Origin of the sequence: Kitasatospora sp. NPDC090091 (genome assembly GCF_044747365.1) — a bacterium.
Taxonomy (GTDB): domain Bacteria; phylum Actinomycetota; class Actinomycetes; order Streptomycetales; family Streptomycetaceae; genus Kitasatospora.
In genome coordinates, this window is record NZ_JBIVDY010000035.1 from 25,929 (window position 1) to 50,755 (window position 24,827).

The following is a 24,827-nucleotide window of genomic DNA, read 5'->3' on the forward strand; positions in this document are numbered from 1 at the left end:
GACCAACTCCCGCCCGACACCAGTTCGCCCGAATCCGACGCCGATCGGTCCCGGTCGTCGAGGCAGCGCAGGCCGATGCTGGCGACGGTGCCCTGCACGAAGTCGAGGCCGTCCCACCGACAGGGGGCGCGACAGGCACCGGGCTCCGGTGCTCAGGCGGCGCGGTCCTTGGCCGGGTAGAGCTTGGCGTGGCGTAGCCGGTCCTGCCACCACCGGTCGGTGGGCGGGGAGACCAGGGCGGCCATCTGCTCCCGTTTGGTCGGCAGCGGCAGCATCAGCGGACCCAGGCTTTGCGTCTCCCGGTCGCTGACGCACTGCGGGCACTCCAGCCGGTCGGGGCCGGCCTTCTCCGCGAGCTCCAGCGGCGACCCGGCCTTCCCGCCGATCGAGCCCCGGCACGTCCAGCACGGGCGCAGCGCGGCGTTGGCCGTGCGGGCGGCCTCCAGTTGTTCTTCGGCCTCCCGTTCCAGGCGTTCCTCGCGGTCCTGGTGGCAGGGCCAGCAGCGGCCGCCGGGGCGGCGGGTCCACTGGCGGCTGCCGTACACCCAGGAGCTCTCCTCCTCGGGAACGTCGCCGCAGTCGATGCAGACCAGGGAGTCCATCAGCTCCTGATGGGCCTTGTGCTCCTCGTCCTCGCGGGCGGCCTGGCGCAGGTCGTAGGCGGCCCGGTTGTTCGGGTTCTCCAGCGCCTCGATGAGGGGGTGCCGGCCCGAGCGGCCGAAGCGCCACCACACCGGCCCGAGCGGCCCGTGCTCGGCCAGCAGCTCCAGGGTGGTCGCGACGATGGGCACGGCGTCGTCGTACTCGCGCCAGCCGTCGTCGTTGTAGTCGCGGACCTCCCAGCACCACCGGCCGCGCCAGCCGTCGGCGGACAGGTCCGCGACGGCCTGCTGGCGGTTGGCCAGCGCGAGGGGTCCGGCGTCGGTGACGACCAGGGCGACGGGCGGGTAGCCGGTGCGGGTGTGGCCGGGCCAGGTGCGGCGCCACCAGTGCACCGTGCGGTCGGCCGGCTCCCGGTCGGCGAGAGCCGGGTCGTTGTCGCGGACCCTGGCGCGGAACAGCTCGCGGTAGCGGGGGAACTTCGCGGCGACGTCGGCCGGGGCCATCGTGGAGCGGTCGACCTCGACCATCAGCACCGGCACCCCGATCTCCGGGGCCTGCCACACCCCGTCCGGGCGCACCTTGCGCCTGCCGCCCGGCAGCAGGAACTCGGTCTCAGTCGACCAGGACCGCACCGTGCCGACCCCGCCCGCGGCCCCGGGCACGGTGCCGCCCCGTACGAAGGCGAGCACGGTCTCGTTGACCGCCATCGCGTGCTGGGCACCCGAGCGCCCGGCGCCCCGGGCGGTTGAGCCCATGTCGGAGCGTGGCAGGCCGAGGACGTGCCCGGCCGCCTCCAGTCCGGCCGCGCCCTCCAGCCGCCATGTCTTGTGGCCCGTCTTGGTGTTGCCGTCGGAGGCGACCAGGCCGTGCAGGGCGAGGTCGCGCAGCGCCTGCCGGATCACGGTGTTCGACGCCGCGCCTGGGCGCAGCAGTCGCTGGAGCTGGTCGGCGGTGGCGACCTTGAGGACGCCGAGCGCGCCGAGGACGTCCGCGCGCAGCCGGTTGGTGGAGCTGTTCGGATTGGCGGCGCCGCGCCGGTAGGCGGTGCGGCCTGGCCGGGATGGCGGGGCGGGTTCGACGGCGTCGCCCTGGCCGTCGTTGTCGCGGTCGTTGTCGTCGGGCTCGGCGGGGCGCTGAGGGGTGCTCACGGGCTCCTCCTGGGGGTGGTGGTCACTGGCTGCCTCTGAGGGATAGCCCGCGCCCCTGACAGCCGTGCCCCGTTTCCTCCCCACCGACCACCAGGCCCTCCCGGGCCCGCGCGCCGCCGCCGATCCGCCCCATCCGCGAGCGGCCGGCACCAGCCGGACGCGAGAAAGAATAAAAGCCCGCCGCAGGCGCGGAAACCTGAACCAACCAACCGACACCAACAACCACAACCCAAACCAGAAAGACGGGAGAAGAGGGTTGTCGGAATCCCGCCCGGCGCCCGATCCGGGCCCTGAGCTGCTGGTTTTCCCTCATTCAGCGCGCAAGGGCCGGTAGGGGGTTCGGAGGGGGAAACGACAGGGGCTACGGAAGCGCGCCGGGCAAACTCACCAGGGCTACCAAGGTATCGGTGAGTTTCCTTGATGGTCCATCAAGGAAACTCACCGGCACCTTGATGGCCATCTCCGCAGGTCAGGGCCACGCCTCCAAAGCTGGCCACCAAGGTTGGAAGGGACCGGATAACGGACCTGTTACCGGACCGGTGAGAAGACCGGCTAGAACGCGGGATACCTTGGTAGTGGGAGTTATGCAATCGTTATAAAAAGTGGCTCTTTCACCAAGAAATCCGGCGAGAAACGCGGGGTTTCATTCTCCGAGCACGGGACGGCCCCGTGCACGAAACCCGCGAGGAGCACTTTCGTGAACGGGGAACTGGAGACCGACCACGACGTCCTGGTGACGCTTGCCCGCTTCACGCTGGCCACCGCCGAGCAGCTCCACCAGCTGCACGGCGGGCAGGCCGGCCTCAAGCAGACCCAGAAGCGCATGGCCCGCCTGCACGAAGAGGGCCTGGCCGAGTTCGTCACCCTTCCCCAGGCCGGACGCGCGAAGGCCTGGCACCTCACCGGCCCAGGGGCGGCCACCGCCGCGACCTTCCCCGAGGCCCACCGCCCGGGCCACCCGGCTGCGCCCGCCGAGCAGGCCGCCCTGCGCTACGGGCGCGGCCACCTCCTCGACCTCGGCCGGGTGCACACCGCGTTCGTCGCCGACGCCCGCGCCCGCGGCGAGAGCTGCGGACCGCTCGACCTCGTCCCCGCCCCCGAGCACCCCGCCGGCCCCGGCGGGGTGGCATACCGGCCCGCCGCCGAGCTCGCCTACACCGCGACCACCACCGGCGGCCGGCGGCGGCTGCGGGCGTTCGCCGAGCTCCACCGACCGAGTGCGGGCACCGAGCACACCGTGGAGCAGCTGGCGGCCTGCGCCTCGCTGTGGGAGCAGCCGGGCGCCGGAGGTGCGGGCCGGGCGTGGGAGCGGCGGTGGAGGGCGTTCCCGAGCGTGCTGGTGGTCCTGGTCGGCACCGCGGCCGCCGCCGTCGGTGCGGCGGTGGAGGAGCTGCGCCTGGCGGCCGAGGAACGGCCAGCCGTCGCCGAGCTGCTGGCCGCGGTCCCGACCGGCGCGGCCCGCCTCGAGGACCTCATCGAGCACGGACCCGCCGCCGCTGTGTGGCACCCGCTCGGTACCGAAGGCCGGCGCCCGTGCGGCTGGACGCAGCTGCAGGGCTGACCGGCGCCCGTACCTTGATGCCCCGGCCGGGAACACCCCGGGCGGGGCATCAAGGTATCCGGAGACGTCGTCACCAATGCTTTGACCTGTGGTTTTTACCTGGCTTCCAAGGTTTTCGGGTCGGCGGCGGGGGCGGTCTCCAAGGTATCCGGGGCGCCTTCCAAGGTGACCATCACGGTGTGCCCCTGGGTGCCGGCGTGGCCATCAAGGTGTGCATCCGGGCAGTGGGGTGACCATCAAGGAATCTGGCCGGGCGTCGGGGCGGCCATCAAGGTTGGTGCCCGGGCACCGGGGCGGGCACCAAGGCTGCGGGAGGCGGGCACCAAGCGGCCGGGCGCAGCGGTCAGGTTTGCGGGGCGGGTGGGATGCCCATGTCGTAGCGGTCGAAGAGGTCCGCGAAGAAGCCCTGCAGGAGCGGGCGGGCCCGGCCGGGATCGCTCAGCTCGGTGGAGCCGAAGCGGAAGACTTCATAGCCCCGGAGCTTCAAATCGCGGTCTCCGCTCACGGTGTCTGCGTACGCTTTGCCGTCCGCGTAGTGGTGGCGGCCGTCGACCTCCAGAACCAGGCGTCGGCCGCCCGGCAGGAGCATGAGAAAGTCCATCCGGTGGCGCAGCAGCGCCTCGACACCGCGCTTCTTGACGGTCTTGTGGTCCCAGTGCAGCCAGACCTCCGGAAGCAGGGCGGGCAGAGACCGGACGTGGGGGCCGTGGATCTGGTGGTAGAGGCGGAAGAGGTGGACCTGCGGGGAGTCCTTCTCGTCCGGCAGGCACGCCAGCAGGCGGTTGTAGAGGGCCGTCTTGGCGGCCTCTGCATCGGTGGTGCCGGTGGCGTCCTGCCACCACTGCTGCAGGTCGCACCAGCGGACGCCCTCCGGGCCGATCGGCCGGTCGTAGTACAGGACCTCGTCAAGACCCTGGAGAACCTCGATGTCGTTGTCGACGGCGCTGCGGAAGCGGATGTCGGGCTTGGCGGACGAGGCGAAGATCAGGTTCTTCGGGCTGCGTCCGAGTCCCGAACCCGTGTGGACGAGCTGGAAGTACGGGTAGCCATCCCGCAGATCGGTCTGCACCAGGCGGGCGCCAGCCTGTCCCAGCAGAGCGTTGATCGCCTCAACGATGCGGTTCTGCGTCGGCACATCCGGGACGGTGGCCGGGGCGACCAGGCCCTCGAGGAAGCGGCCGAACCGCGCGTGCCCGGCCTCGAACGCGCCCAGCTGCTCAAACAGTTCCTCGGTGGACCAGTCGCCGGGGTTGCGGAAAACATGTTGGTCGATCAGGGCTCGCAGGCCGTTCGGCAACGGCCCCATGAACGCCTCGAACGGCTCCTCCAGAACCCACCACTGCTCCAGCAGCCGCATGAAGCGGTCCGCCCGATAGACCAGCATGAGGATGTCGACCGAGCGAGCAAGGTCACGACGTACCCGCCCGGGTATCTCCACCACCGGCCCTGCCGCCCACAGCGCGTCTTCGAGAGCGACCCGGTCCGCCCGGCCGAGGAATACACGATCTGAGCCGAGGAGCCGCTGCGTAACCCCGGCGAGACTCTCTTCCTGGAGGTCTGCCAGGCACGCGTCCAACCGCTTGCTCTTCGACCCCTCTGCGGGCAGCGGCGGTAGTCCGAGCTGCGGGCACAACTCGTCAAGCTCCCGGTGAGTGTGGGAACCGAGTCCCTGGACAACCTTTTCCACAAGCTGACGCAGCCCCACCAGATCCACCGTCACAGCGTGAGTCTGGCAGACACCACCGACACCCAAGCCGGACAGGGCGAGCATCCGTCGCCGTCTACCGGAGAAACTGGCCAGCTCCGTTTGGCAGGACGGGCAGCGGCCACGCAGGGTCCGGCTTCCAGGCGGGCCACGGGTCGGCGAACGGGCCGGCCCGGTCCTGGAGGAGGCCGAGGGCGCGCTCGCGGGCCTGCTCGACCGATCGGTGGTCGGCGTCGGTGATGAAGCCGAGGCGGCGGCCGTGGGCGTACTCGTCCTCGTCCTTCCATGTCGCCGAGGACAGATCGGGCTCGACCACCAGGTCGACGAGCAGGTCCAGGGTGTCGATCCCGATCCGCGTCCGCACGGCCGGGCGCTCGAAGTTCACGTACAGGCGCAGCGGCTCACCGGTCGCCGGGTCCTGGAAGTGGTGCAGGGAGAACCACTCGCCGGTCTCGAAGCGGGAGCGCAGGACGGTGTGCCGCCAGGCCCAGGGCTCCAGCTCCCAGGTGCCGGCCGCGAGGTTGGCCAGGCCGTCCTTGCGGGAGGTGTCGTCGCCGGTGCGCAGCGCGTGCGTCCACGTGGTCGGGGCGAGGGCGCTGATCCCGGGCCAGTAGCCGATCTCGAGCAGGGTGCCGGTGTCGGAGATCGCCCGGTGGGGTTGGGCTGACCAGACTTTGCGGAGGTGGATGTCGCGGCGCACGACCGTGGTGCCGGACTCGAACCGGGCACCCGGCCCGGCCGGGGTGTTCACGGCCGGCCCCAGGTCCGGCAGGCGGGCTCGTGCCAGGTGGTGCGCACGACCATGCCGCCCGGGGAGATGTGCTCGCTGGACCAGGTCCGGCAGCACCCGCCGCGGGTCCGGGACGGGGCCAGCGGCCATCCGGCGCGGACCGGTGAAGAGGGCGCGGACGCGGTGGGCGCGGCCGAACGGCGGCGACGGCGGCGCCTGGTCATGGGTGTCGTCATGTCGCAGGCTCTGCCCACCACGCCACCGCGCCGAACCCCGCCGCCGCCCGAACGGACCAGCCGGGGCGAAACTCACCGGCCCTGACCTGCGGTGGGGAGTTTCCACCCCCGGGCGGCCGCACCCGAGGCAGGCAAACTCACCGCCGGCCCCGGAGCGAAACTCACCAGCCCGCCGGTCAAACTCCCCACCGCAGGTCACAGCGGCCGAGCCGGGCGCAACATGCTCCTCCCGACCCGAATCGCCGAGGGTTTTCGCAGGTCAGCGGTGCAACGCGGTCGTGTTGCACCCCCGTGTTGCAGCTACGGCCACCGGTCAGGAGCGGCGCCACCAGGAGCCGGTGTGCTTCTGACCCGTGACAGAGAAAATGGACCGAATGCCATCGAAGGTGGACCGAATGCAGTTCGTGACAGCGAAGATGGACCGGCGCAGGTCAGCTGCTGCTCAGCCTCCGTCAGCATCAGGACGGTTGTGCAGTTCCAGCGAGAGGCGCTGAAGATAGTCACGGGCCCAAGCCTCCGTGTCCTCGGCACCACTCGCTACGGCCAGGTCATGGACCAGGCGCTGTCCGAGTTTGACCAATCCCACGACCGTCGCCACCCCCGGGCCGGGGCCTTCCGAGTTGTGAACGGTCGCTTGGTCCACGTAGTTCAGGCGGTCGATGAGCGGTGTGTCGCTCGCCATCCATGCGGTCAGGACCGCGATACCGGGGTGAAGGGGATTCTCGCCCTCGCTTGCTGCCATGCCTCCACGGTAGGACGGTAGGCGAGGTCGTGCCTCGGAGCGGGCCGAGCAGCCGAGGCGTCCTGCCGAGGCCATGCGGCGGTCCATCTTCGCTGTCTCGAACTGCGTTCGGTCCACCTTCGATGGCAATCGGTCCAGGTTCGCCGTCACAGGTCAGCTTCGCACTGGCGGCCTCGGCGGCCGTGGCGGCGGCGGCCTCTTCGGCAGCGAGCTCGGCCCGCTTCCAGTCGGACTCCTCCTTGTGGCAGGCCGTGCACAGCCTCCGCTCGCCCCAGCGGGCCCGGTCCCACTCCACGTCGGTGAGCTTCTCGCAACAGTGCAGGCCGGGCGGCTCGCCTCCCACTCAGCCTGCGGGCGGCGGCCGCAGCCCGGCGCTCGACGGCGAGAAGCCGGTCACCGTCCAGGTTGTCCAGCCCGCCGGTCAGGGTGTGCCAGCCTTGGCGACCGAAGCGCCACCAGGCCGCCGCGCAGCGGACTCCGGCTGGCACGCAACAGGCCGCCACCCTGGTGGGTGGCGGCCTGCGTACGTCCTCAAGACCGGCGGGAGTCTATGCCGCGCTGCGGTTCGGGCCGGTGCCGCCCGGGTTCCCGCGTCGTTCGCGGTCTACTGCTGCTCCCTCGTTCTGCGGGGTTCGGTCCTGTACCTGGGACGTCCGGCCCCGAATTCCACGCGCACGAACCAGGTTGATGCTTCCGGTATTTGCTGCCGAGCTCCCCAGGGACATGCCGCCGCACCGAACTTCAGTGGCGATCGCTTACCGGTTAAATATCAAAGTCCGGCCTGTCATGCCTCTGCCCGTTGATTTCTCCGGTCACCCAGGAAATGGATTCCGGGCGTTCGCCGGTGCCGGAGCTACAGAACTCTTCGATCACGCCCCTGACTTGAGCCAGCGGGATCGCGCTGGCGGGGTCATGATACAGGGGGTAGTGCGGATCGGACACGAGCTGCGCGTCAATTTCGGATGGGGTGGGGTTGTCGGAGATCCATACGTAGTCGTAGATTCCACCCACTCGGGGCGGGAGGTTGTCCGTCCACCACGTGATGGCTCCGAAGCCAGTTGTCTCGTTGGCCGCGACACTGAGGTAGGCGCATGGGTGCTCGGCCTGCGGTTCGATGAGAGAGAACCATACCTGCGACCCCACACCGTACTGTCCGGCAGCAACTTCCTCGGGGCTGATCGAGCTGATGGCCTCCGAGATCATCTCTTCGGTCTCGCCCCAGTTCGCAGGATATTTAGTGATGCCCGCCATGCTGATTTCCAGAATCATTCTTTCAGTTCTCCCGCGTTCCCTTGAGGATCTCAGTCTTTTGCAGCACGCCCTCCTTGTTGACCCACCGGATGATCGCGGTCTGGTCCGTGTAGAGGATCTTCGGGATCGAGAAGGCGCAACCAACCCCGGGGCGGGCCCATGTGCAGTCCCCGTCGCGGTTGTTAATCACGATCTCTATCTCCTTGACCTCCTCCCGTCTCTTCGCAGCGTCCCAGGCGATCTTCACCTCGGCATGCTCAGCGGTCGGGTAGGTAGTCATGGCACTCGGAAATTGGGGAAGGCCGGTCTCCGGTTTGCGGAGGAAGTCACTGATCTCCTTGACCTCGGCGCTCTTCAAGTCTCCGCTATCGACAGAGGAGGGTTCGAGCTTCAGTGTCCCATCGGCCTGCCGGACGCTGGCCCACCCCTGGGTGGCGCCCTTGTCCTCGGGGCGGACTCGCATCTTCGCCAGGATCGCGAAGATCCGGCAGGCTTCCTCCGCGGGCGTGATGTTGTGTACGAGGAGGGGAGTGTCGCCGGCGAGGACGTAGTAGGTGTGGAGGCCGTCGACGGTGAGGTTGTAGGCGGGTTCGAGGCCGGTCCAGTGCCGGATGGAGGCGACCTGGACGGTGGCGCCGGTGTCGGTGCGCAGGGTGTCGCCGAGCTTGACGGCTGCAGCGTCGGTCCAGGCGCGGGTGGACTGGACCCAGAAGGGGTGGTGGTCGGTGGCAGTGATGGTGCCCTTGAGGCCGTCACCGTCCTGGATGGTGAGTTCCGTGAAGTCGCGGTCGTCGGGAGTGCGGATGGTGTCGGTTATGGTGCGCGGGCCGGTGGTGCCGGTGACTGGGTCTGTCGCGGTCACCTGGTCGCCGACGTGGAGGGTCTCGATGGGCCGGGTCGTGCCGTCTCCCAGAAGGACCAGGGTGCCGGCGGGGAAGCTGTTGGGAACTTGGGTTGGGCAGGAGCGTAGGGCGGTTGCCAGTCTGCCTTCGCCGTCGAGCTGGCCGAGGAGACTCGGCGAGATGTTGGGGTCGTTGCGAAGGGCCTTGAGTGCGTCGTCGGTTCCGGCGCCGTCCTTGAGGGTGAGGCGGAACTTGGCGATGAGGTCGGTCGTGGCGGTGAGGCTCTTGACGAGGGCCTGGTTTGTCGCCCCGAGTGCGGCGTCGAGTGCGGCGGTCGCTTCGGCGACGCCGATGCCGGTGGCGGCGGCGGCGCGGAAGGCCGCTACGGCCTTCGCGCTCTTGAGGACGGTGGCGGCGGGGAGGAGGTTCGCCAGAGCGAAGCCGCACGCCTCCGTGACACCGGGGTGGTTGATGCATTCGATGGCGTCGCCATACAGGATGTTGGCCAGGAAGCCGGCCCCGGAGCCGCTGTAGCAGACTTCGAGGAAGCAGGTTGGGGCAGCACCGCTGGCGAAGAACTGTTCACGGGTCATCGCGATGGTGGTCGTGACGGTCTTGCGGTCCAGGGTCGTGCTGCTGAGCACGATGGTGTCCCAGACGCTGTACTTGCCCTTGCACTGTTCGACCGTCAGGCCAGCCTCGGGGCAGGTCCGCATGAGGTAGTCGACGGTGCCGGTGAACAGGGCGGTGGTCGTGACGTCGCAGACCAGCACTCCCGCCTCGTTCTTGCGCCAGTTGCCGTCGCCGTAGACGAGTCTGTCCGTCAACCCCATGGTGCCGTGATCGCACCGCTCGAGGTTGTCGGAGATGGTCTGCTTCTGGAAGCCGGGCCGTTCGACGACCTCGACGTAGTAGGCGCGTTCGTCGCCGTTGTTTACGACCGTCCCGGAGGCGACCGCGTTGCGGGTGACATCCTCCGTCTGCTGCTTCGACATGATCAGCTGTGCGGCCTCCCGGGCGGCCGCGAACGCTTCGTCCCTGCTTTTGGCAGCGGCGATTGCCGAGGCCTTCGCCTGGTCGGCGGCCGTCTTGGCGTCCGCCGCGAACTTGCTCGCGCGGGACGCATACCCGGCGGCCGCGGCAGCCGAGGCCGCGGCACGGCTGGCGGCGTCGGTGGCGGAGGCGGCGGAGGCCTGGGCCTGCTTGGCGTAGTTGGCGGCCTGTTGGGCCGAGGCCTGGGCGGCCTGGGCGGAGGCTGCGGCCTTGGCGGCCCAGTCTGCGGCGGTGGTGGCGCTGGCGCGGGCCTGGTTAGCGTAGCCGGCGGCTTCGTCGGCGGCGCCGCGGGCGGTGGCGTAGGACTGGGCGGCGTCGGCCGCGTGCTGGCGGGCGAGGGCGACCTGGCCGTCGATGGTGGCGAGGTAGGAGGCTATGGTGGCCACATGGGTGGCGGTCAGCGCGTCGCGTTCGCGGGCCTTGAACAGGCCTGACTGCAGGAACGGCTCGAGGCGCTCGGCGGGGCCGGACATGACGGCCTGGGCGGCTGCCTGGACTTCGGGGCCGCCGGTTGCAATGGCCTGGGTGACCAGGACGCGGTTGTCGTCCTGGCGGGCCTTGTACTGGCCGGTGGTCAGGAATGCGCGGACGTCGTCAATGGTGCCGTCGAGCGCCTTGCCGGCGGCCTCCTTCACTCCAGGGCCGCCCACAGCCATAATCTGGGAGAGCTGGACGCGGTCGTCGTCGTCCTTGCCCGGGTACTGCCTGGTGGTCAGGAATGCGCGGACCTGCTCCGGTGTGCCGACGCTGGCGGTCTCCGCGGCCAGGCGCAGCTCGAGTTTGCCTGGGTCCTGGGCGATGGCCATGGCACTGGTGCGGTCGTCGTAGCTGCGGGCGGTGGTCAGGTCGGTGGTGAGGAAGGCCTGGACGGTGCTGTCGTCGCCTTCCAGGGCGCTCTGGGCGGCGGCCTTGGTCCAGGGGCCGGCGGAGTCCATCAGGCGCAGGGCTGCTTGCCGGCCTTTGAGCGCTGCGGTCTTGGGGTCGGTGCTGGCGGCGGTGGCGTCCTTGATCAGCTGCTCGGTGTCGGCGGCGAGCCGGGTGGCCTTGCCGGATTCCCAGGCGGCGGTCTTGGCCTTCTGGTCGGCCTGTCGGGAGGCTTCCTCGGCGGCGGCCATCTCGGCGGCCTGCTGTGCGGTGAGGCGCTCGGTGTCGCTGGCGCGGGCGACGTCCGCGATCTTGTGGGCCTGTTCGGCGGAGTTCGCGGCGGAGTCGGCGGCGGCGCTGGCGGCGGTGGCGGCGGCCTGGGCGGTGTTGGCCCAGGTCCCCGCGTTGCCGGCGTGGTTGGCGGCCTCGTCGGCGGCGGCTGCGGCCGCGTCGGCGTGCGCGGCGGCGGAGTTGGCGGCCCGTTGGGCGTCGGCGGCGGCGGACGCGGCGTCGCCGGCGATCTTGCCGGCGGCGTTGGCGGCGCGGGTGGCCTCGGTGGCCGCGCTCTTGGCGCGGGCGGCGGCCTGGCGGGCACGGCCGGCGGCGCCGTCGGCCTCACCGGAGTAGCCGGCTGCCTCCAGGGCGGCCTGGGCGGCGGCTGCGGCGTTGATGCCGGCGGAGGCGGCGGCCTGCGCGGCGATGCCGGCCTGGGCGGCGGCCCGGCCGGCCCACTGGCTGGCCTCCCCCGCGGTGCGGGCGTCGGCGGCGGCGTTGCGGGCGGTGACGGCGGCGTTGCGGGCCAGGTCGGCCTTGCTCGCATCACCGGCTGCCCCGCCGGCGGCGGCCAGTGCCCGGGAGGCGGCGTCGCCGGCCTTGGTGGCGGCCGAGGCGGCATCGGCCGCGGCGTTGGCGGCCTGGCGGGCGGACTCGTTGGCGGCCTTGGCTGCGGTGGAGGCGGTCTGCGCGGCGGCCGCAGCCCGGGTGGCCGCGTCCGCCGCGCGCCCGGCGGCGTTGGAGGCCTGCCCGGCCGAGCCCTGGGCGGCCTTGGTCTCGGACGCGGCGCGCTCGGCGGCCTCCTTTGCCAGCTTGGTGGCGTCCAGTGCCTTGCCGGCCGCGTCCTTGGCAGTCTGGGCCTGCTGCCCGGCCTGGGTGGAGGCATTGGTCGTCAGGTCCGCCAGCTGGGAGACCGTCAGGGTCTCCTGGTCGTGGGCGGCGGCTGTCTGGTAGCCGTACTGGAGGAACAGCTGGACGTCTTCCATGGTGCCGTCCAGGGCGGCGCCCGCGGCCTTCTTCACCTCCGAACCGCCGGAAGCCATCAGCTGGGAGAGGTGGACACGGTCGTCGTCGTTCCTGGCCTTGAACTGGCCCTCGTTGAGGAACGCCGTAACGTCCTCCAGGGAGCCGTCCATGGCCTTGCCCGCCGCGTCCTTCACCCCCGGGCCGCCGGCCGCCATGATCTGCGACAGGAGAACCCGTTGGTCGTCCTCGAAGGCCTTCTTGACGCCCTTGTCGAGGAAGGCCTTGAGGTCGGCTGCGGAACCCTTCAGCGCGGCCGTGCCGGCCTCGCGCACACCGGGGCCGGACTTTGCGACCAGTTCCTCGATCTGCGCCCGCAGGTCCTGGTCGGCGGCGGCCGCCTGACCGGTGGCCAGGAACTTCTTCAGGTCGTCGTCGGATCCGGTCAGCGCGTTCTCCGCGGCTTGGCGCACCGCGGGGCCGCCGGCCTGCCAGGCGGCAACCGTTTTTACCCGGTCGGGGTTTGGCCCGGTCGCCGGCGGTGTGTCCGCCGCTGCGGCCGGGACGGTGAGCAGCCCTGTGAGGAGGCCGCCTGCCACGAGCCCGGTGGCCAGTCGCCACCGTGGGACTCGTGAGGTCCAGAATTCCCTCATCGGAATTCGTATTCCTGTCTGTGTCGGGGCACCCACCGGGGTGCCGGCCCGGGGCCGGCCTGGAGGTGGACGGCCCTAAGCACTGCTGGATTTGGGGGGCGCGGCTGGATGCAGCACGCGCACAGGGTCTGCCGCCCCGCCTGGTGGGGCGGGGCGGCAGGTGGCTGTGTGGGCCCGGCCGGGTGACCGGCCTGCCCGGGACTGCGCGGCGCCGGCGGGGGGGCCAGGGCCCGTAGCAGGGCGCGGGCCGGCTCTGGGCCGGTGCCGGGGTCAGCCGGTCGGGGTGGCGGTGATGTTCTGGATGGCGCTGCTGGTGACGGCGTAGAAGGTGGTCCAGCTGCCGTCGGCCTTCTTGTCTGCGGTCCAGATCTGGTTGTCGCTGCCGATGGCGAACAGGCGCACGGTGTCGCCGACGGTGGTGGCGGTCACCTGCTTGATGCCGCTGGCGTTGGGGACTGCGTCGAACGGAGCCCAGGGGCCGGCGCCGGTGCTGTCGGTGGTCCAGATCTGCTGGTCGGCGCCGACGGCGAAGAGGCTCACGGTGTTGCCGATGCTGGTGGCGGTGATGTGCTGGATGCCGCTGCTGGGGACTGCTGCGAACGGGGTCCAGGTGCCGGCGGTGTAGTCGCCGGTGGTGGTCCAGATCTGCTGGTCGCCGCCGATGGCGAACAGTCGCACGGTGTTGCCGACGGTGGTGGCGGTGACCTGCTTGATGCCGCTGCTGGGCAGGGCCTCGAAGGCGGTCCAGGTGCCGGCGGTGTAGTCGCCGGTGGCGCTCCAGATGCGCTGGTCGCCGCCGATGGCGAACAGGCGCACCTTGTCCCCCATGGCGACGGCGCTCACCTGCTGGATCCCACTGTTGCCCGGTACGGCCTCGAACACGCTCCAGGCGCCGGTCGTGGTGCTCCTGGTGGCGGTCCAGATCTGCTGGTCACTGCCAATCGCGAACACGCGGACCTTGTCGCCCATAGTGACGGCGCTGACCTGGCGGATGCCGCTGTTGTTCGGCACCTGTCCGAAGGTGCCCCACACGTTCGTGCTGTAGGAGCCCTCGTTGGTCCAGATCTTGGTGTCACCACCGACCGCGAACACCTGGCTGCCGGGGCGGGAGGCCTTCACCTGCGCCACCCAGCCGGCCAGGCCGTCCACCCGGCTGCTGGTCGCGCCGGTGCGGGTCTCGGTCCCGGGGGTGCCCAGGCAGCCACCCTGCCAGGAGCGGGAGGCCACTGCGACGACCTCGCTCGTGCCGTTGGCGTCGCGCAGCAGCGGCGCCCCGGCGTCGCCCTGGCAGACCGCCGCGTTCCCGGCGGCCGGCGTCGTGTCCACGGTCGTGGCGGCAACGGCGGTGGCGGTGTGGGTGGCGGTGTGGGGCTTCAGCGGCGCCCACTCGGTAGCGGTGCGCCCGAAGCCGGCCACCTGCAGGCTCTGCCCGCTCGTGGGTGCGGCGGTGGCCAGGGCCGCCGGGGTGACGCCGTCGATCGGGGTGGCCAAGCGAGCCAGCACAAGGTCACGGTCGGAACGGGTCACCAACTCGGCGACGGTGGCGGTGTGGCCGCTGACGGTGGCAGTGGTTCCGGCCGCCGGAGCACCCGAGGCGTCGCCGAAGCAGCCGGCCGCGGTGAGCACCCAGTAGCGGTCGACGAGCGTGGCCGTGCAGGAACGCGCGTCGGCGCGGCCGGCCTTCCCCGCCGTCACCGTGCCAACGGCCGGAAAGTCGGTGTTCGCCGGTACGGTGGGCCCGTCAGTGGCGGTGAGTTCGAGCAGCGTCGTGGCACTGCTCGCGGTCCCGCCCTCCCCGATCGGGGTCCAGGTGTTCTTGACCACGTCGAAGGTGGAGGCGTTGCCGTCGGTGCTCACCGTCGCCTTGACCGTGTGGTCATCGCCCTTGATGTTGTAGATCTTCGGGATCTCCAACGCGAGGTACCCGGCCGGCCCGTTGATCTTGAAGCAGACCTTGCTCGGGTTCGCCGCCCGACTGTAGAGCTGCACCTGACCGGGCCCCGCGGCGCAGTCCGCGAGCACGATGTGGCCGTCGCCCGACTTCAGGGTGATGTTCCGCTCTGCCAGGACCTTCGCAGCGTCCGGGTAGGCGAAGTTCTCCACCGCCACCGGAGCGGAGGCCTCAGCGGCCGTCGCCACGACCGGCATCGAACCGGCCACCACCGGTATCGCCAGCGCCACACCCAGAGGCAGAGCCAGCCTTCTAACAGTACGCATTCAAAACTCCCGGTAAAACGCCAGCCGGGAGACGCCAGCCGCCCCCCGCGCCGACAAAGAGAAAACCAAGCGGACGCTATCGACCGTGATCCGACACGTCAAAGCCGCACCTCAGTAGTCGTCGCACCTCTGACCTGCACTCAAGTCTTCACGCCTTGAAGCCGGGGCAGGTCAGGACGGCCAATCAGATCTGACAGACAATTCGAACCAAAACAGGTCACCGAGACACCGTCAGTCGACGATTCAGTTCGATGACGCTTCCTCCGCTCCGCAGACATCCCAGCGCCACCAGTACGCCCTCCAACCGGAGAGCACGACACCGCGGACCCCGGCTCGGCCGGGTGAGCACGACCAGGCGCCGGGCGCTGGGGCCCGGCGCGGCCCGGGTACTGACCGACAACGTCCGGGCGCCCCGCACTCCGCCACCGTGGTCGCCGGCCGCCGTCGAAGGCGCCCTCCGCGCCGTGCTGGAGGAGTTCGAGCGGACCGCTGAGCCGTGGCGGGAGGCCTTCGAGGACCTGGACGAGGACGTCCTCGCCGAGACCGCCGCCGAGGCCCGCTCCTTCGGCACCGATCCGGCCAGCGCCGTCGACCAGCTGGTGCGCACCCTGCTGCTGGAACTCGACCACTGGCAGCGCGCGATCGGCGACCTCGGCCGCGCGCTCACCGCGGCCACCACGGCCCCCTTCCCGCCACAGTGCCGGACGACCGGCCGTGGTGATCACCGGTGCCCGCCGCGCGGGAGAATGAGCCGGGGGACCAGCACCCAGCCCTACCCCGCGGCATCAACGCCCTAACCCCGAACGCCCGCGCCCAGGCGACGCCCGGCAAGCTCGCGGCCGCCCAGCTCCTGCACCTGCGATAGTCCCGGTGTCCGTCCTCGCCGCGGCCGCCGCGCTGATCGCCGCGCAGTTGGAGGACCCGGACCCGGCCACCCGCGAGGCCGCCGGCGCCGTCCACACCCACCTGCTCGCCAGCATCGAAGACGCCCCGCCCGGCGTCCTGTGACACGCGATCTTGACCGATTGACAGGTCAGTTTGACCGCTGAGCTCAAGGCGACAGCTTGTTTCGGCTCCGTGATCGACGGGTGCACGATGGTGTCGGTACGGGGAATGCTGGAGGAGCGCGAGACAACAGCCCGGGTGCGGGTGGAAGGACCGCGGGAGGAAGTCGCGTGGCCGGCCGGCCGGGCAGCGGCGGTGGCGCAGGCCATGGCGGCGTGACAGGTGGCGCCGTTCTCTCTGGTTTGTAGAGGCGTCGTGCACTGTCGCATCACCCACAAGAGCGGTGTTGTGTACGACGGTTCGCGTGGCCGTGTCGTGCACGTCGTGGGTGTCGTTGAAGGCCCGTGACTCATCAGGTGATCTCCAAGGGTCTGCGGCCCTTCCCGGTGCACATGCCGTCGGGACAGCGGTACTGGACCGTGTTGGACGACGAGCGGTTGGTGCCCGTGCCGGAAGCGGACGAGTTCTTGCGGCATGTGCGCTTCGGCCGCGATCAGGCGGAATCGACGACGCGTACGTACGCCGGGGCGGTCGTGCTCTACCTGACGTGGTGCCGCTGCACCGGCCGGGACTGGACGACGGCGGCGGGCCGGCTGGGAAGCTTCATGTTCTGGCTACGGCACTCGACCGGTGACGGCGGTCCGGTGGTGGCCGGGCCGGGCAGTGAACCCGTCCGCGGGCCGCGCCGGATCAACACCGTGCTGGCTGGCGTCCGCGAGTTCCTGACCCACGGCACGACGCTCGGCACGGTGCCGACATTCGTACTGTCCCAGCTCTACGAGGTTGCTGACGACCGGGACTTGCCGGTCCAGGCCCGCGGCGAGGGAAGCCACCTTCGCTACTACGCCAAGGCCCGGCACCGGGCCGCCGAACCGCACGAGCCGGTCGGCCGCGCAAGCGACGAGGAGGTGCTCGCCTTGTTGCGGGTCTGCCGCTCGGCCCGGGACCGGTTCATCGTCCTTCTGCTGGCCAGGGCCGGGCTGCGTCGCAGCGAGGCCGTGGGCATGCGGCGCGAGGACATCCACTTCGTCCTGGACGCCAGCGTGCTGGGCTGCCGGATTCCCGGCTCCCACCTGCACGTGGTGCGCCGGGACAACGACAACGGCGCCTGGGCGAAGTCGAAACGCTCGCGCGCCGTCCCGGTCGACTTCCTGCTGGTCCAGGCCTACGACCAGTACGTCGTCGAGCGAGACGCCTGCCGCGAGGCCCGCAACAGCGACTTCGTGCTGGTGAACCTGTTCCGGCCTCCACTGGGGGCACCCATGCCGCCGGGGGCTCTGAACGACCTCTTCGACCGGCTCTCCCGCCGGGCCGGCCTGAGCGACGGCGTCCATCCCCACGCTCTGCGACACGGATTCGCCAGCAACGCGGCCGACGCCGGCGCCGTCCTGGACGAGATCGCCGACCTGCTCGGGCACGCCAGCGTGTCCAGCTCGCAGGTCTACTTGCATCCCGATCCGCAGCGACTGCGGTCCGCCGTCGAACGGGTCGGTGCTCTCGCTCCCCGGAGGAACGGATGACCGCGGCCCTGCGGCTGGTGCCCGCTCCCGCATCGGATCTGCTGCCCGCCCGTGCGAAGCGGCTGCGCGCGCTGATCCGACCGGAGACGCTGGAGGTTCTGAACTGGGATGAGAAGTCCCGGATTCTTCGGCCGTCACCGGATCACCCTTTCCTCGGCATGCACATCTGTGCCCGTTCCGGCTGCTGGGCGGCGGCCCGGAAGACGGACCTGGGGTTGTGCTCGGCCTGCCGCGGCAGCTGGAAGAAGAGCGGCAAGACGCCGGAGGACTTCTTGGCCACCGAGCCGAAGCAGATCAGCAACATCTCGGGCGGGTGCGCGGTCCCCAAGTGCCGGCGCCCCTGGACGTCGTCCCGCACGCAGATGTGCATGCGGCACCGCGAGTTGTTCACGAAGCTGGGGCGGCCGCCGCTGGAAGAGTTCTTCGCCGACCCGCGCGTTCGCCCGCTGCCGGGCTTCGGCCTGTGCTCGGTGGATGCCTGCCACCGGCACCAGGCGAACAGCTCGAACCTGTTCTGCCCTCCCCACTGGGTGAGGTGGCAAGAGGCACGACTCACCGACGCCGATTTCGAGACGTGGTGCCGCATGGAGCCTGGCACGGCGGAGTCCACCGCGCTGAGCCTGCGGGGTCTGCCGGCCCTGGTGACCACCGAGATCCTCTACCTCCTTCAGACCCGCACGGACGTAGAGGTCAAGACCCCGCCGGTTCTGCTGCGAGGCGTCGTCCGGCACCTGCGCGAGCAACGCGTCGAGCAGTTCGACGACGTTCAGGTCCTCCGCAACACCCACCTGGCCGGCATGGTCAACGGCATGCGCCGCACGCTTGCGGCCGCCGTCTCCACTCCGGAGCTGGAACAGATCAAGGACGTCTGGAACATGGGCGCCTTCGGACTGGGCCAGTGGCGCAAGCTGGACTTCACGCCGCTGCACCAGGAGTGGATGCGCCGGGCCTGCAAGGCGTGGGTGCTGGACGAGATCCCCCGCCGCTACGGCAAGAACATCCCCAACAGCCTCTCCGAGATGATCCTCTGCCTCCGCCACCTCTCGCAGAGCCTGGTCCGCTCCCGCCATGACGGCGGGGTGGACATGGCCGCGCTCGGCCGAAGCGACATCGAGGCGTTCACGCAGTACGTGGCCCACCTGGCCCACACCGGCGCGATCAGCGCCTTCCGCCGCACGACGGTCTGCCGCTTCACCGGCCGGTTCCTGCGCGAAATCCGCGACCTGGGCCTGACCCGGCCCGGCGAGATCCTCGCCGACCTGCCCGACGACTTCGCACTGCGACGGCACGACATGCCCCCGCTCATCACCGAGGAAGGCCCAGGCAGAGCCCTGCCGAAGGAAATCCTCAGCCAGCTCTGCGACCGCCTGCCCACCCTCGACCAGATCCGCGACGGCAGCGACGACATGCGAGCCGCCATCGAGGTCCTCGTCGACACCGGCCGACGCCCCGACGAGATCGGGTGCTTGCCCTGGGACTGCATGGAGACCGATGAACACGGCAAATCCGTGCTCGTCTACACCGACTTCAAGAACAACCGCGTCGGCTGCCGCCTGCCGATCCCGGACTCCACCGCAGAGATCATCGTCCGTCAGAAGAAATCCATCCGCGCCCGCTTCCCGGACACCGAGCTGTCCAAGCTGGTCCTCTTCCCCCGGCCCCGGCAGAACTCGAACGGCACCCAGCCCTTCCGGATGCAGCACATCGGCAACGTTCACCGCCGCTGGGTCAACGCCATGCCCCCGCTGCTGCTGGCCGACGGCACCGAGTTCCCCAAGCTGGACGTCGTGCCCTACTCCTACCGGCACTCCTACGCCCAACGGCACGCCGACGCCGGCACCCTGCCCGACGTGCTGCGCGAGCTCATGGGCCACCGATCGTTGCAGACCACCCAGGGCTACTACCGGGTCACCGAGAAACGCACCCGCGCCGCGGTCGACAAACTCGTCTCGCACCAGTTCGACCGGCACGGCAACAAGATCTGGACCCAGGCCCGCCAGCTCCTGGAGCACGAACACGCCCGCCTGCGGATCGGCCAGGTCTCCGTCCCCTACGGCATCTGCGTCGAACCGAGCAACGTCAAGGCCGGCGGCCACGGCTGCCCGTTCCGGTTCCGCTGCGTGGGCTGCGACCACTTCCGCACCGACCCGTCCTACCTGCCCGAGCTGCGGACCTACCTCGACACCCTGCTGCGGGACCGCGAACGCCTCGCCGCAGCAACCGACCTCGACGCCTGGGCACGCACCGAAGCGACCCCTCCGAGGAGGAGATCAAGCGCATCCGGACTCTGATCCGCCGCGTCGAGACCGACCTCGACGGGCTCACCGACGACGAACGCGAGCAGATCAAGGACGCAACCCGGACCCTGCGCAAGACCCGCAGCGTCTCCCTGGGCATGCCCGGGGTCCGTCCACCCGAGCCGGACCTGCGGCTGGAGCGTGACGCGTGAGCACATCACCGGACCACCTGGCCCGAGCGCGGGCCGCGGACTCCGACCGTCGCCGAAACCAGGTGTTCAAAGCCCTCGACCAACTGACCGCCGCCGGCGAGGAGATCAGCGTCTCGTCGGTCGCCCGCGCCGCCGGCGTCCACCGCAGCCTGATTTACCGTCACGGAGACCTGCATGCGGCCGTCATCGCCCGAGCGGGCCAGCCCCCGCCCGGCACGACCGCCGGAACGCAGGTCAGCCGTAAGTCGCTGCTGGCCGACGTCGCGAACCTCACGGCCCGCAACGGGCGACTCTCGGCGCACATCACCCGACTCGAACGGCGCCTGTCAGAGACCCTGGGCCAGACGGCTTGGGAGGCCTCCGGCCTCGGGGCCCCGGCCGACGTCGAGACGCTCACACGCCGCACCACCGAGCTGGAACAGCAGATTCTCGACCTCCGCGGCGAACTCGCGGAACGGGACGAGGACCTCGAAGCCGCCCGCGCCGCCAACCGTGAGCTGATGGCCCAGCTCAACTGCTGACCGCTTCATCGCCGTCACCCCCACCACACCAGGGCAGCGGCGTTGATCGCCAAATGCGCCATATTGCCCGCGAGACCAGCGTGTTAGCTAGACAAGCCAAGGGTCGAGATTCAGAACGAAGCCCTCAAGGCGTTTGCCTTCTACCCTGATCGTGTCTTCAGTCCGCCATCGACTTGAACTCCTCGCTGCAGCGGCCGGGGTCAGGCAGGCGCGGTCGCGCGCTTCCGAGCTCAATTAACATAGATGTGCCGAAGGCCCTGGTCGTCTAGCCCGACTTCGTGCCAGGAAACAGGTTGGCGGCGTACTCTGCCTCGCCAGGTGGATCAAAATCAAGTTGACGAGTCAGGGCCGCAGTCACGGGGGACGCACCGCCAGAAGGGTTGGCAGCGGCCAGGGTCGCAGTGCAAAGGGCCGCAGCGGCAAGGGTCGCAGTCAGGAGGACAGTAGTTTAGGTCGTAATCATGAAGCCGCGAATTGAAATTGTTGGCTAGGGATTTCCGTGTCACTCTTAGGTCTTCTCCATGCGCTACCTCCTCCAGGGATTGCCTTGCAAGGCTCCCAACAGGAAGCCATCTAGAAAACACACACGGCCAGACAGTGCCGTCCGGCCCTACGGCTAGCACCCCACTGGCACACTGGCCGCATAGCTGCGTCATATCTTGAGCCTGCTCACGCTGCCCGCGTCCTACCTCGCGCAGGTAGTCAATTCCAATATCGCTCACTCCGAGGGACTTCAGCTCCCGAACAGCCCGACCCACATTCTGGCCCTTGCGAACACCAATAACACCCACTCGAAGAGGAATTCCCCGCAAAATGGCCTCTTTGATTCCATTGCGAGTATTTACGTAGCTGCCAGTTCGGCCAGTGATTTCATCGTGCTGGGAAGCGTCATTGGAGTAGTAGCTCGTAGCAAGGCGGATCCCCGATCGAGAGAACTCATCCCATAGGCTCCGAGGGATTCGCAAAAGATTCGAAAATACTTCGACATCCATCCCTTTAGCCAGGCTGTGGCGAATTAGTGTGGGCAGGCCCGGGTGCAGGGTAGGCTCTCCGCCAATAAACTGTACCGCTTTGACACCTAGAGCCGCCGCCTGATCGATTACACTCTTCCATCGCTCAATGGTCATGCTGCCATGTGTTCCCATGGGTCCACTGTCGGCGTAGCAATGCTCGCAATTAAGCTGACACCGCCCAGTGATTTCCAGCCACAAGAAATTGAGCCTCTGCGAGCTGCGATTGACCATTGACGGCAAGTCTTCAGCTGACATCGCTCACCCTAGCATTTTTCTCCCGAATCCAGCTCATGCACAGATGTGGATTCCTGGTGGTTAATTAACGCTTCGAGGCAAGTTTGTCCTGCCGCTCCTGGTGCTGCTACTCGGAGCCGTCTAGAAGGTGACGCCACCTGATCGAGTCCTGGCGGTCGCAGACCGAAACTGTCCATGGGCAGGGCGGCGCACCGAGTCCCGAGCGCCGCAGCAGGTTCTCGAAGAACAGCATCAGGCCGCCCCCGTCCACGACACCTGTCGCACACCAGGCACAGGATGGTTCATGCCACTGACCAGGGAGAACCCGGCGCCCCTCCGCGTCCACTTGACCTCCGAACCCGAGAGAAAGGCCGTGACCGGTGGCAGCGCGACACCGGGGCCGACGCGCTGGCAGGATGCCGGGGTGGACGAGATCATCCGCGCCGCGGGCGCACTGCTGGGCCAGCCCCTCCGAGACCCCGTCGATCTCGGTGGCAGCTCGCGAAGCACCGTGCTGCGCTGCCGGACGGCATCCGGCGGCAGCGTCGTCGTCAAGGCGTTCGCCGATGGCCCGGAGGCGCGGCGCGCGTACACCGGCGAGACGGTCGGCCTCTCGCTCGGCCTTGCCGGGCCCGAGCTGATCGCCGCAGACCCCGAGCGGCGGCTGCTGGTGATGGCGGACCTGGGGGAGGCCCCCACCCTGGCGGACTTGCTGCTGGGCACCGACCCGAAGGCTGCCGAGCGCGGCCTGCTGGAGTGGGCCTGCGGCCTGGGTCGGCTGGCCGCGTCCTCGGTGCCGCGGCGTGCCGAGTTCGCGGCGCTCTGGCAGCGCCACGACCAGGGCCGACCGAGCTGGGAGGACGAACCGTGGCAGCGGCAGAACGTCGATGCCTTCCTCGATCTGCTCGCTGAGTGCGGCCTGACCGTACCGCCCGGGCTGGCCGAGGAGCTCACCGCGATCGGCACCGCCGGCGGCGAGCGATACCCCGGCTTCACGCCGGGAGACACCTGCCCCGACAACAACCTGATCACCGCGGACGGCCTGCGACTGATCGACTTCGAGGCGGCCGGGTACCAGTCGGTCTTCCTGACCGCCGCCTACTGCCGGATGCCGTTCTCCAGCTGCTGGTGCGTCTACCGGCTGCCCGACGACCTGGCCCGGCGGATCGAGCAGTCCTACCGGCTCGAGGTGCTGGCCCCGTACCCGGAACTGGCCGACGAGATGCTCTGGCAGGCCGGGATGGCGCAGGCGGTGGTGGTCTGGACGGTCTTCTCGACACTGCACCTGCTACGCCGCGCGCTGCCCGAGGACGGCCCGATGCACCGCACCCGCCGGCCGGTACCCACCCGCCGCCAGGTGCTGCGCCACCGCTGGACGGGCGCGCTCGGGCTGACGGGGTACCCGGCCTTCACCGCGACCGTGCGGCTGCTGCTCTCCGAGCTCGCCTCGGGGTGGGAGGTGCCCGACCTGCCCGGCTACCCGGCGTTCTCAGCGATCGTGTGAGGTCTCCGGGATCGGCTGGGCGCGACCGCCCGGACGCCGTGGGGCACGGCTCCCGCGCGAGGGCGTCGTCGGCGGGTCACTAGGGGAGCGGGCGGCCCGAGGGTGTCCGCGCGGCTTCGGGCGCTGCGGAGCGGGGCGCTTCAGCACTGGCGCTGATCACGCGTTTCGGTTCTGGTCCAATCTCGAAGTTGGAGCAGAACCGAAACTCGTGAACAGAACCACCTGTCACCCGGAGAGGCGTTGGCCCTGGCGATCCTCGCCGCCGTCGACCTCGCTTTCCCAACCGCAGTAGTTGAGGGCGCTGGCGCTCTGCCGCAGCTGTGCCGTCATGAACACCCCCTTCGACGCCGCCCTCGCCGTCGGCGCCCTTGGTTGAACCTCGCTGGCCGGCGCCAACCGGGTCCTGCCCGTGCCGGGAGGCCTTCGATGGCCCGGACGAGAACATGCTCGCCGAGGCGACCGTCGAGGACCGCACCTACGGGCGCGACCTGGTGGCTGTTGCCGAGCGGCTCTTCCCTCGCTCGCCGGTCCGGCCGCCAACCCCGCGGCAACAGCATGGGCACGGCCGACGCCGTCGTGGGCTTGGACCCAGACGTTGGCGGCGGTGAGGCGAGGAGGGTGTGCAGGCCGAGGTCGTGGTGGCTGCGTAGGTGAAAACGGAGAGCGAGTATCGGTGAGTTCTGGCAGCGGTTCATGATCGAGATGCCGGGAGATGTCGGTGAGAACCGAGAGCACCGTGAAGGCCGTGTCGGGGGCCGACGGCATAATTCGGGGCCATGGACCTGAGAGCGGAACTGCTTCCCCCGTCGGTGAGCCGGCAGCGGCTGGACGAGCTCAGCCGTGAGATCGAGCGGATCGCCGAGGTTGTGCTCGTCGGGGACGAGAGCGTGGACGACGAGATCAAGGCATTCAACGCGAAGACGGGCCACGACTACGTGGCCTTGAACTTCACCGAGTACGACAGCAGCCGGAGCCTGGGCGAGTTCGCGTTGGAGGCTGCCCGGCTAGCTCGGCCCCGGATCGCTGACGTCACCACGGACGAACTCGTCGAAGTCGTCCGCAGGATCCTCGCCGGTGACCCGGAGTGCGACTACTACCTGCGGCTTCTTGAAGCCAACGTGCAGCATCCCCGGGTCAGCGACCTGATCTTTCATCCTGCGGTCGAACTCCGGGACGGCTCGGCTGAGCAGATCGTCGACGAGGCCCTCAGCTATCGACCGATCGCTCTGTGAGCGGCCAGGCGGGTCAGCCGGCAGCTGCTTGCTGTTCGGCGCGGGCGCGGGTGCTGGCGAGTCGGTAGGAGTCGGTGCCGGTCTCGATGATGGTGCCGTTGAAGGTGAGGCGGTCGACGATGGCCGCGCAGAGCCGGGGATCGGTGAAGGTCTTGGTCCAGCCGGCGAACGACTCGTTCGAGGCGATGGCGACGCTGTTCTTCTCCTCGCGCTCGGTCAGGACCTGGAACAGCAACTCGGCGCCCCGGCGGTCGAGTTCCATGTAGCCCAGCTCGTCGATCTATGCGGATATCGGCATAGATTGACCTATGCCGAAACCGCGACTATGCCGATGCCATTCGAGCTGTTCCGCTCCTTCGTGGGGTTTCGGCTGTTCGTGGCTCTGCATAGTTTTCGCGCCGGGCAGCCTCGTGAGGGTGGGGGCGGGGTGCTCCCGCGAGGGGGTGGCGATGCCGTTCGGAAGTACGCGTCGGAAGGCGGGTGCTCTGGCACCGCAGGTCGAGGCATA

Annotated in this window: 17 protein-coding genes and 1 pseudogene; 8 read left to right on the forward strand and 10 right to left on the reverse strand. The window is 69.7% G+C overall.

Annotated features, from left to right (window positions below; all coding sequences use genetic code 11):
- Nucleotides 1–152 precede the first annotated feature (152 nt).
- Nucleotides 153–1,751 carry a replication-relaxation family protein gene (locus tag ACIPSC_RS36920; RefSeq protein ID WP_400834044.1) on the reverse strand — a complete coding sequence of 533 codons (1,599 nt, stop codon included), beginning with the start codon at nucleotides 1,749–1,751 and terminating at the stop codon, nucleotides 153–155.
- Between the two features lie 697 nt (nucleotides 1,752–2,448).
- Here ACIPSC_RS36920 and ACIPSC_RS36925 point away from each other — a divergent pair.
- Nucleotides 2,449–3,312 carry a replication-relaxation family protein gene (locus ACIPSC_RS36925; RefSeq protein ID WP_400834046.1) on the forward strand — a complete coding sequence of 288 codons (864 nt, stop codon included), beginning with the start codon at nucleotides 2,449–2,451 and terminating at the stop codon, nucleotides 3,310–3,312.
- 343 nt (nucleotides 3,313–3,655) lie between these two features.
- Here ACIPSC_RS36925 and ACIPSC_RS36930 read toward each other — a convergent pair whose 3' ends face one another.
- The 6 genes from ACIPSC_RS36930 to ACIPSC_RS36955 all read right to left on the reverse strand — a co-directional run bounded on the left by ACIPSC_RS36930 (nucleotide 3,656) and on the right by ACIPSC_RS36955 (nucleotide 14,763).
- The gene (locus tag ACIPSC_RS36930) at nucleotides 3,656–5,032 is read right to left on the reverse strand and encodes a hypothetical protein (protein ID WP_400834049.1); all 1,377 of its coding nucleotides are present in this window, start codon (nucleotides 5,030–5,032) and stop codon (nucleotides 3,656–3,658) included.
- Between the two features lie 61 nt (nucleotides 5,033–5,093).
- The gene (locus ACIPSC_RS36935) at nucleotides 5,094–5,768 is read right to left on the reverse strand and encodes a DUF402 domain-containing protein (RefSeq protein ID WP_400834052.1); all 675 of its coding nucleotides are present in this window, start codon (nucleotides 5,766–5,768) and stop codon (nucleotides 5,094–5,096) included.
- A 657-nt stretch (nucleotides 5,769–6,425) separates the two neighbouring features.
- Nucleotides 6,426–6,725 (reverse strand): hypothetical protein, encoded by a 300-nt coding sequence (locus tag ACIPSC_RS36940; protein WP_400834055.1) that lies wholly within the window; start codon nucleotides 6,723–6,725, stop codon nucleotides 6,426–6,428.
- Between the two features lie 762 nt (nucleotides 6,726–7,487).
- Entirely contained in the window at nucleotides 7,488–7,994 is a 507-nt protein-coding gene (locus ACIPSC_RS36945) for an Imm1 family immunity protein (protein WP_400834058.1), read from the reverse strand.
- Nucleotides 7,995–7,998: 4 nt separating this feature from the next.
- Nucleotides 7,999–12,624: a polymorphic toxin-type HINT domain-containing protein gene (locus ACIPSC_RS36950; protein ID WP_400834061.1), complete on the reverse strand. Its 4,626-nt coding sequence runs from the start codon at nucleotides 12,622–12,624 to the stop codon at nucleotides 7,999–8,001.
- 270 nt (nucleotides 12,625–12,894) lie between these two features.
- Complete coding sequence (locus ACIPSC_RS36955; protein ID WP_400834064.1) at nucleotides 12,895–14,763, reverse strand: trypsin-like serine protease; 1,869 nt, start codon at nucleotides 14,761–14,763, stop codon at nucleotides 12,895–12,897.
- A 419-nt stretch (nucleotides 14,764–15,182) separates the two neighbouring features.
- Here ACIPSC_RS36955 and ACIPSC_RS36960 point away from each other — a divergent pair, with 419 nt between their 5' ends.
- From ACIPSC_RS36960 to ACIPSC_RS36970, 3 genes are all read left to right on the forward strand, one after another.
- Entirely contained in the window at nucleotides 15,183–15,638 is a 456-nt protein-coding gene (locus ACIPSC_RS36960) for a hypothetical protein (RefSeq protein ID WP_400834067.1), read from the forward strand.
- Nucleotides 15,639–15,711: 73 nt separating this feature from the next.
- Nucleotides 15,712–15,849, forward strand: a complete 138-nt coding sequence (locus ACIPSC_RS36965) for a hypothetical protein (RefSeq protein WP_400834070.1) — start codon at nucleotides 15,712–15,714, stop codon at nucleotides 15,847–15,849.
- A gap of 341 nt (nucleotides 15,850–16,190) precedes the next feature.
- On the forward strand, nucleotides 16,191–17,366 hold the full coding sequence (locus tag ACIPSC_RS36970; RefSeq protein ID WP_400834073.1) for a tyrosine-type recombinase/integrase: 1,176 nt from the start codon (nucleotides 16,191–16,193) through the stop codon (nucleotides 17,364–17,366).
- A gap of 142 nt (nucleotides 17,367–17,508) precedes the next feature.
- On the opposite strand, the gene ACIPSC_RS36975 is transcribed toward ACIPSC_RS36970, so the two are convergent.
- A complete protein-coding gene (locus ACIPSC_RS36975; RefSeq protein ID WP_400834076.1) occupies nucleotides 17,509–17,736 on the reverse strand; it encodes a hypothetical protein in 228 nt (75 codons plus the stop codon).
- 214 nt (nucleotides 17,737–17,950) lie between these two features.
- Here ACIPSC_RS36975 and ACIPSC_RS36980 point away from each other — a divergent pair, with 214 nt between their 5' ends.
- Together ACIPSC_RS36980 and ACIPSC_RS36985 are read left to right on the forward strand one after the other, a co-directional pair.
- The gene (locus ACIPSC_RS36980) at nucleotides 17,951–19,657 is read left to right on the forward strand and encodes a tyrosine-type recombinase/integrase (RefSeq protein ID WP_400834079.1); all 1,707 of its coding nucleotides are present in this window, start codon (nucleotides 17,951–17,953) and stop codon (nucleotides 19,655–19,657) included.
- A 154-nt stretch (nucleotides 19,658–19,811) separates the two neighbouring features.
- On the forward strand, nucleotides 19,812–20,336 hold the full coding sequence (locus ACIPSC_RS36985) for a DUF6262 family protein (protein ID WP_400834082.1): 525 nt from the start codon (nucleotides 19,812–19,814) through the stop codon (nucleotides 20,334–20,336).
- Nucleotides 20,337–20,665: 329 nt separating this feature from the next.
- Here the strand turns inward: ACIPSC_RS36985 and ACIPSC_RS36990 are convergent, their stop codons facing one another.
- Complete coding sequence (locus tag ACIPSC_RS36990; RefSeq protein WP_400834085.1) at nucleotides 20,666–21,604, reverse strand: radical SAM protein; 939 nt, start codon at nucleotides 21,602–21,604, stop codon at nucleotides 20,666–20,668.
- Nucleotides 21,605–22,007: 403 nt separating this feature from the next.
- On the opposite strand from ACIPSC_RS36990, the gene ACIPSC_RS36995 reads away from it, so the two are divergent.
- Together ACIPSC_RS36995 and ACIPSC_RS37000 are read left to right on the forward strand one after the other, a co-directional pair.
- Entirely contained in the window at nucleotides 22,008–23,087 is a 1,080-nt protein-coding gene (locus ACIPSC_RS36995) for a hypothetical protein (RefSeq protein WP_400834088.1), read from the forward strand.
- Nucleotides 23,088–23,863: 776 nt separating this feature from the next.
- Nucleotides 23,864–24,319: a hypothetical protein gene (locus ACIPSC_RS37000; protein WP_400834090.1), complete on the forward strand. Its 456-nt coding sequence runs from the start codon at nucleotides 23,864–23,866 to the stop codon at nucleotides 24,317–24,319.
- A gap of 13 nt (nucleotides 24,320–24,332) precedes the next feature.
- On the opposite strand, the pseudogene ACIPSC_RS37005 reads toward ACIPSC_RS37000, so the two are convergent.
- Nucleotides 24,333–24,599, reverse strand: a pseudogene (locus ACIPSC_RS37005) (ATP-binding protein); the annotation flags it as partial.
- Nucleotides 24,600–24,827: the final 228 nt, after the last annotated feature.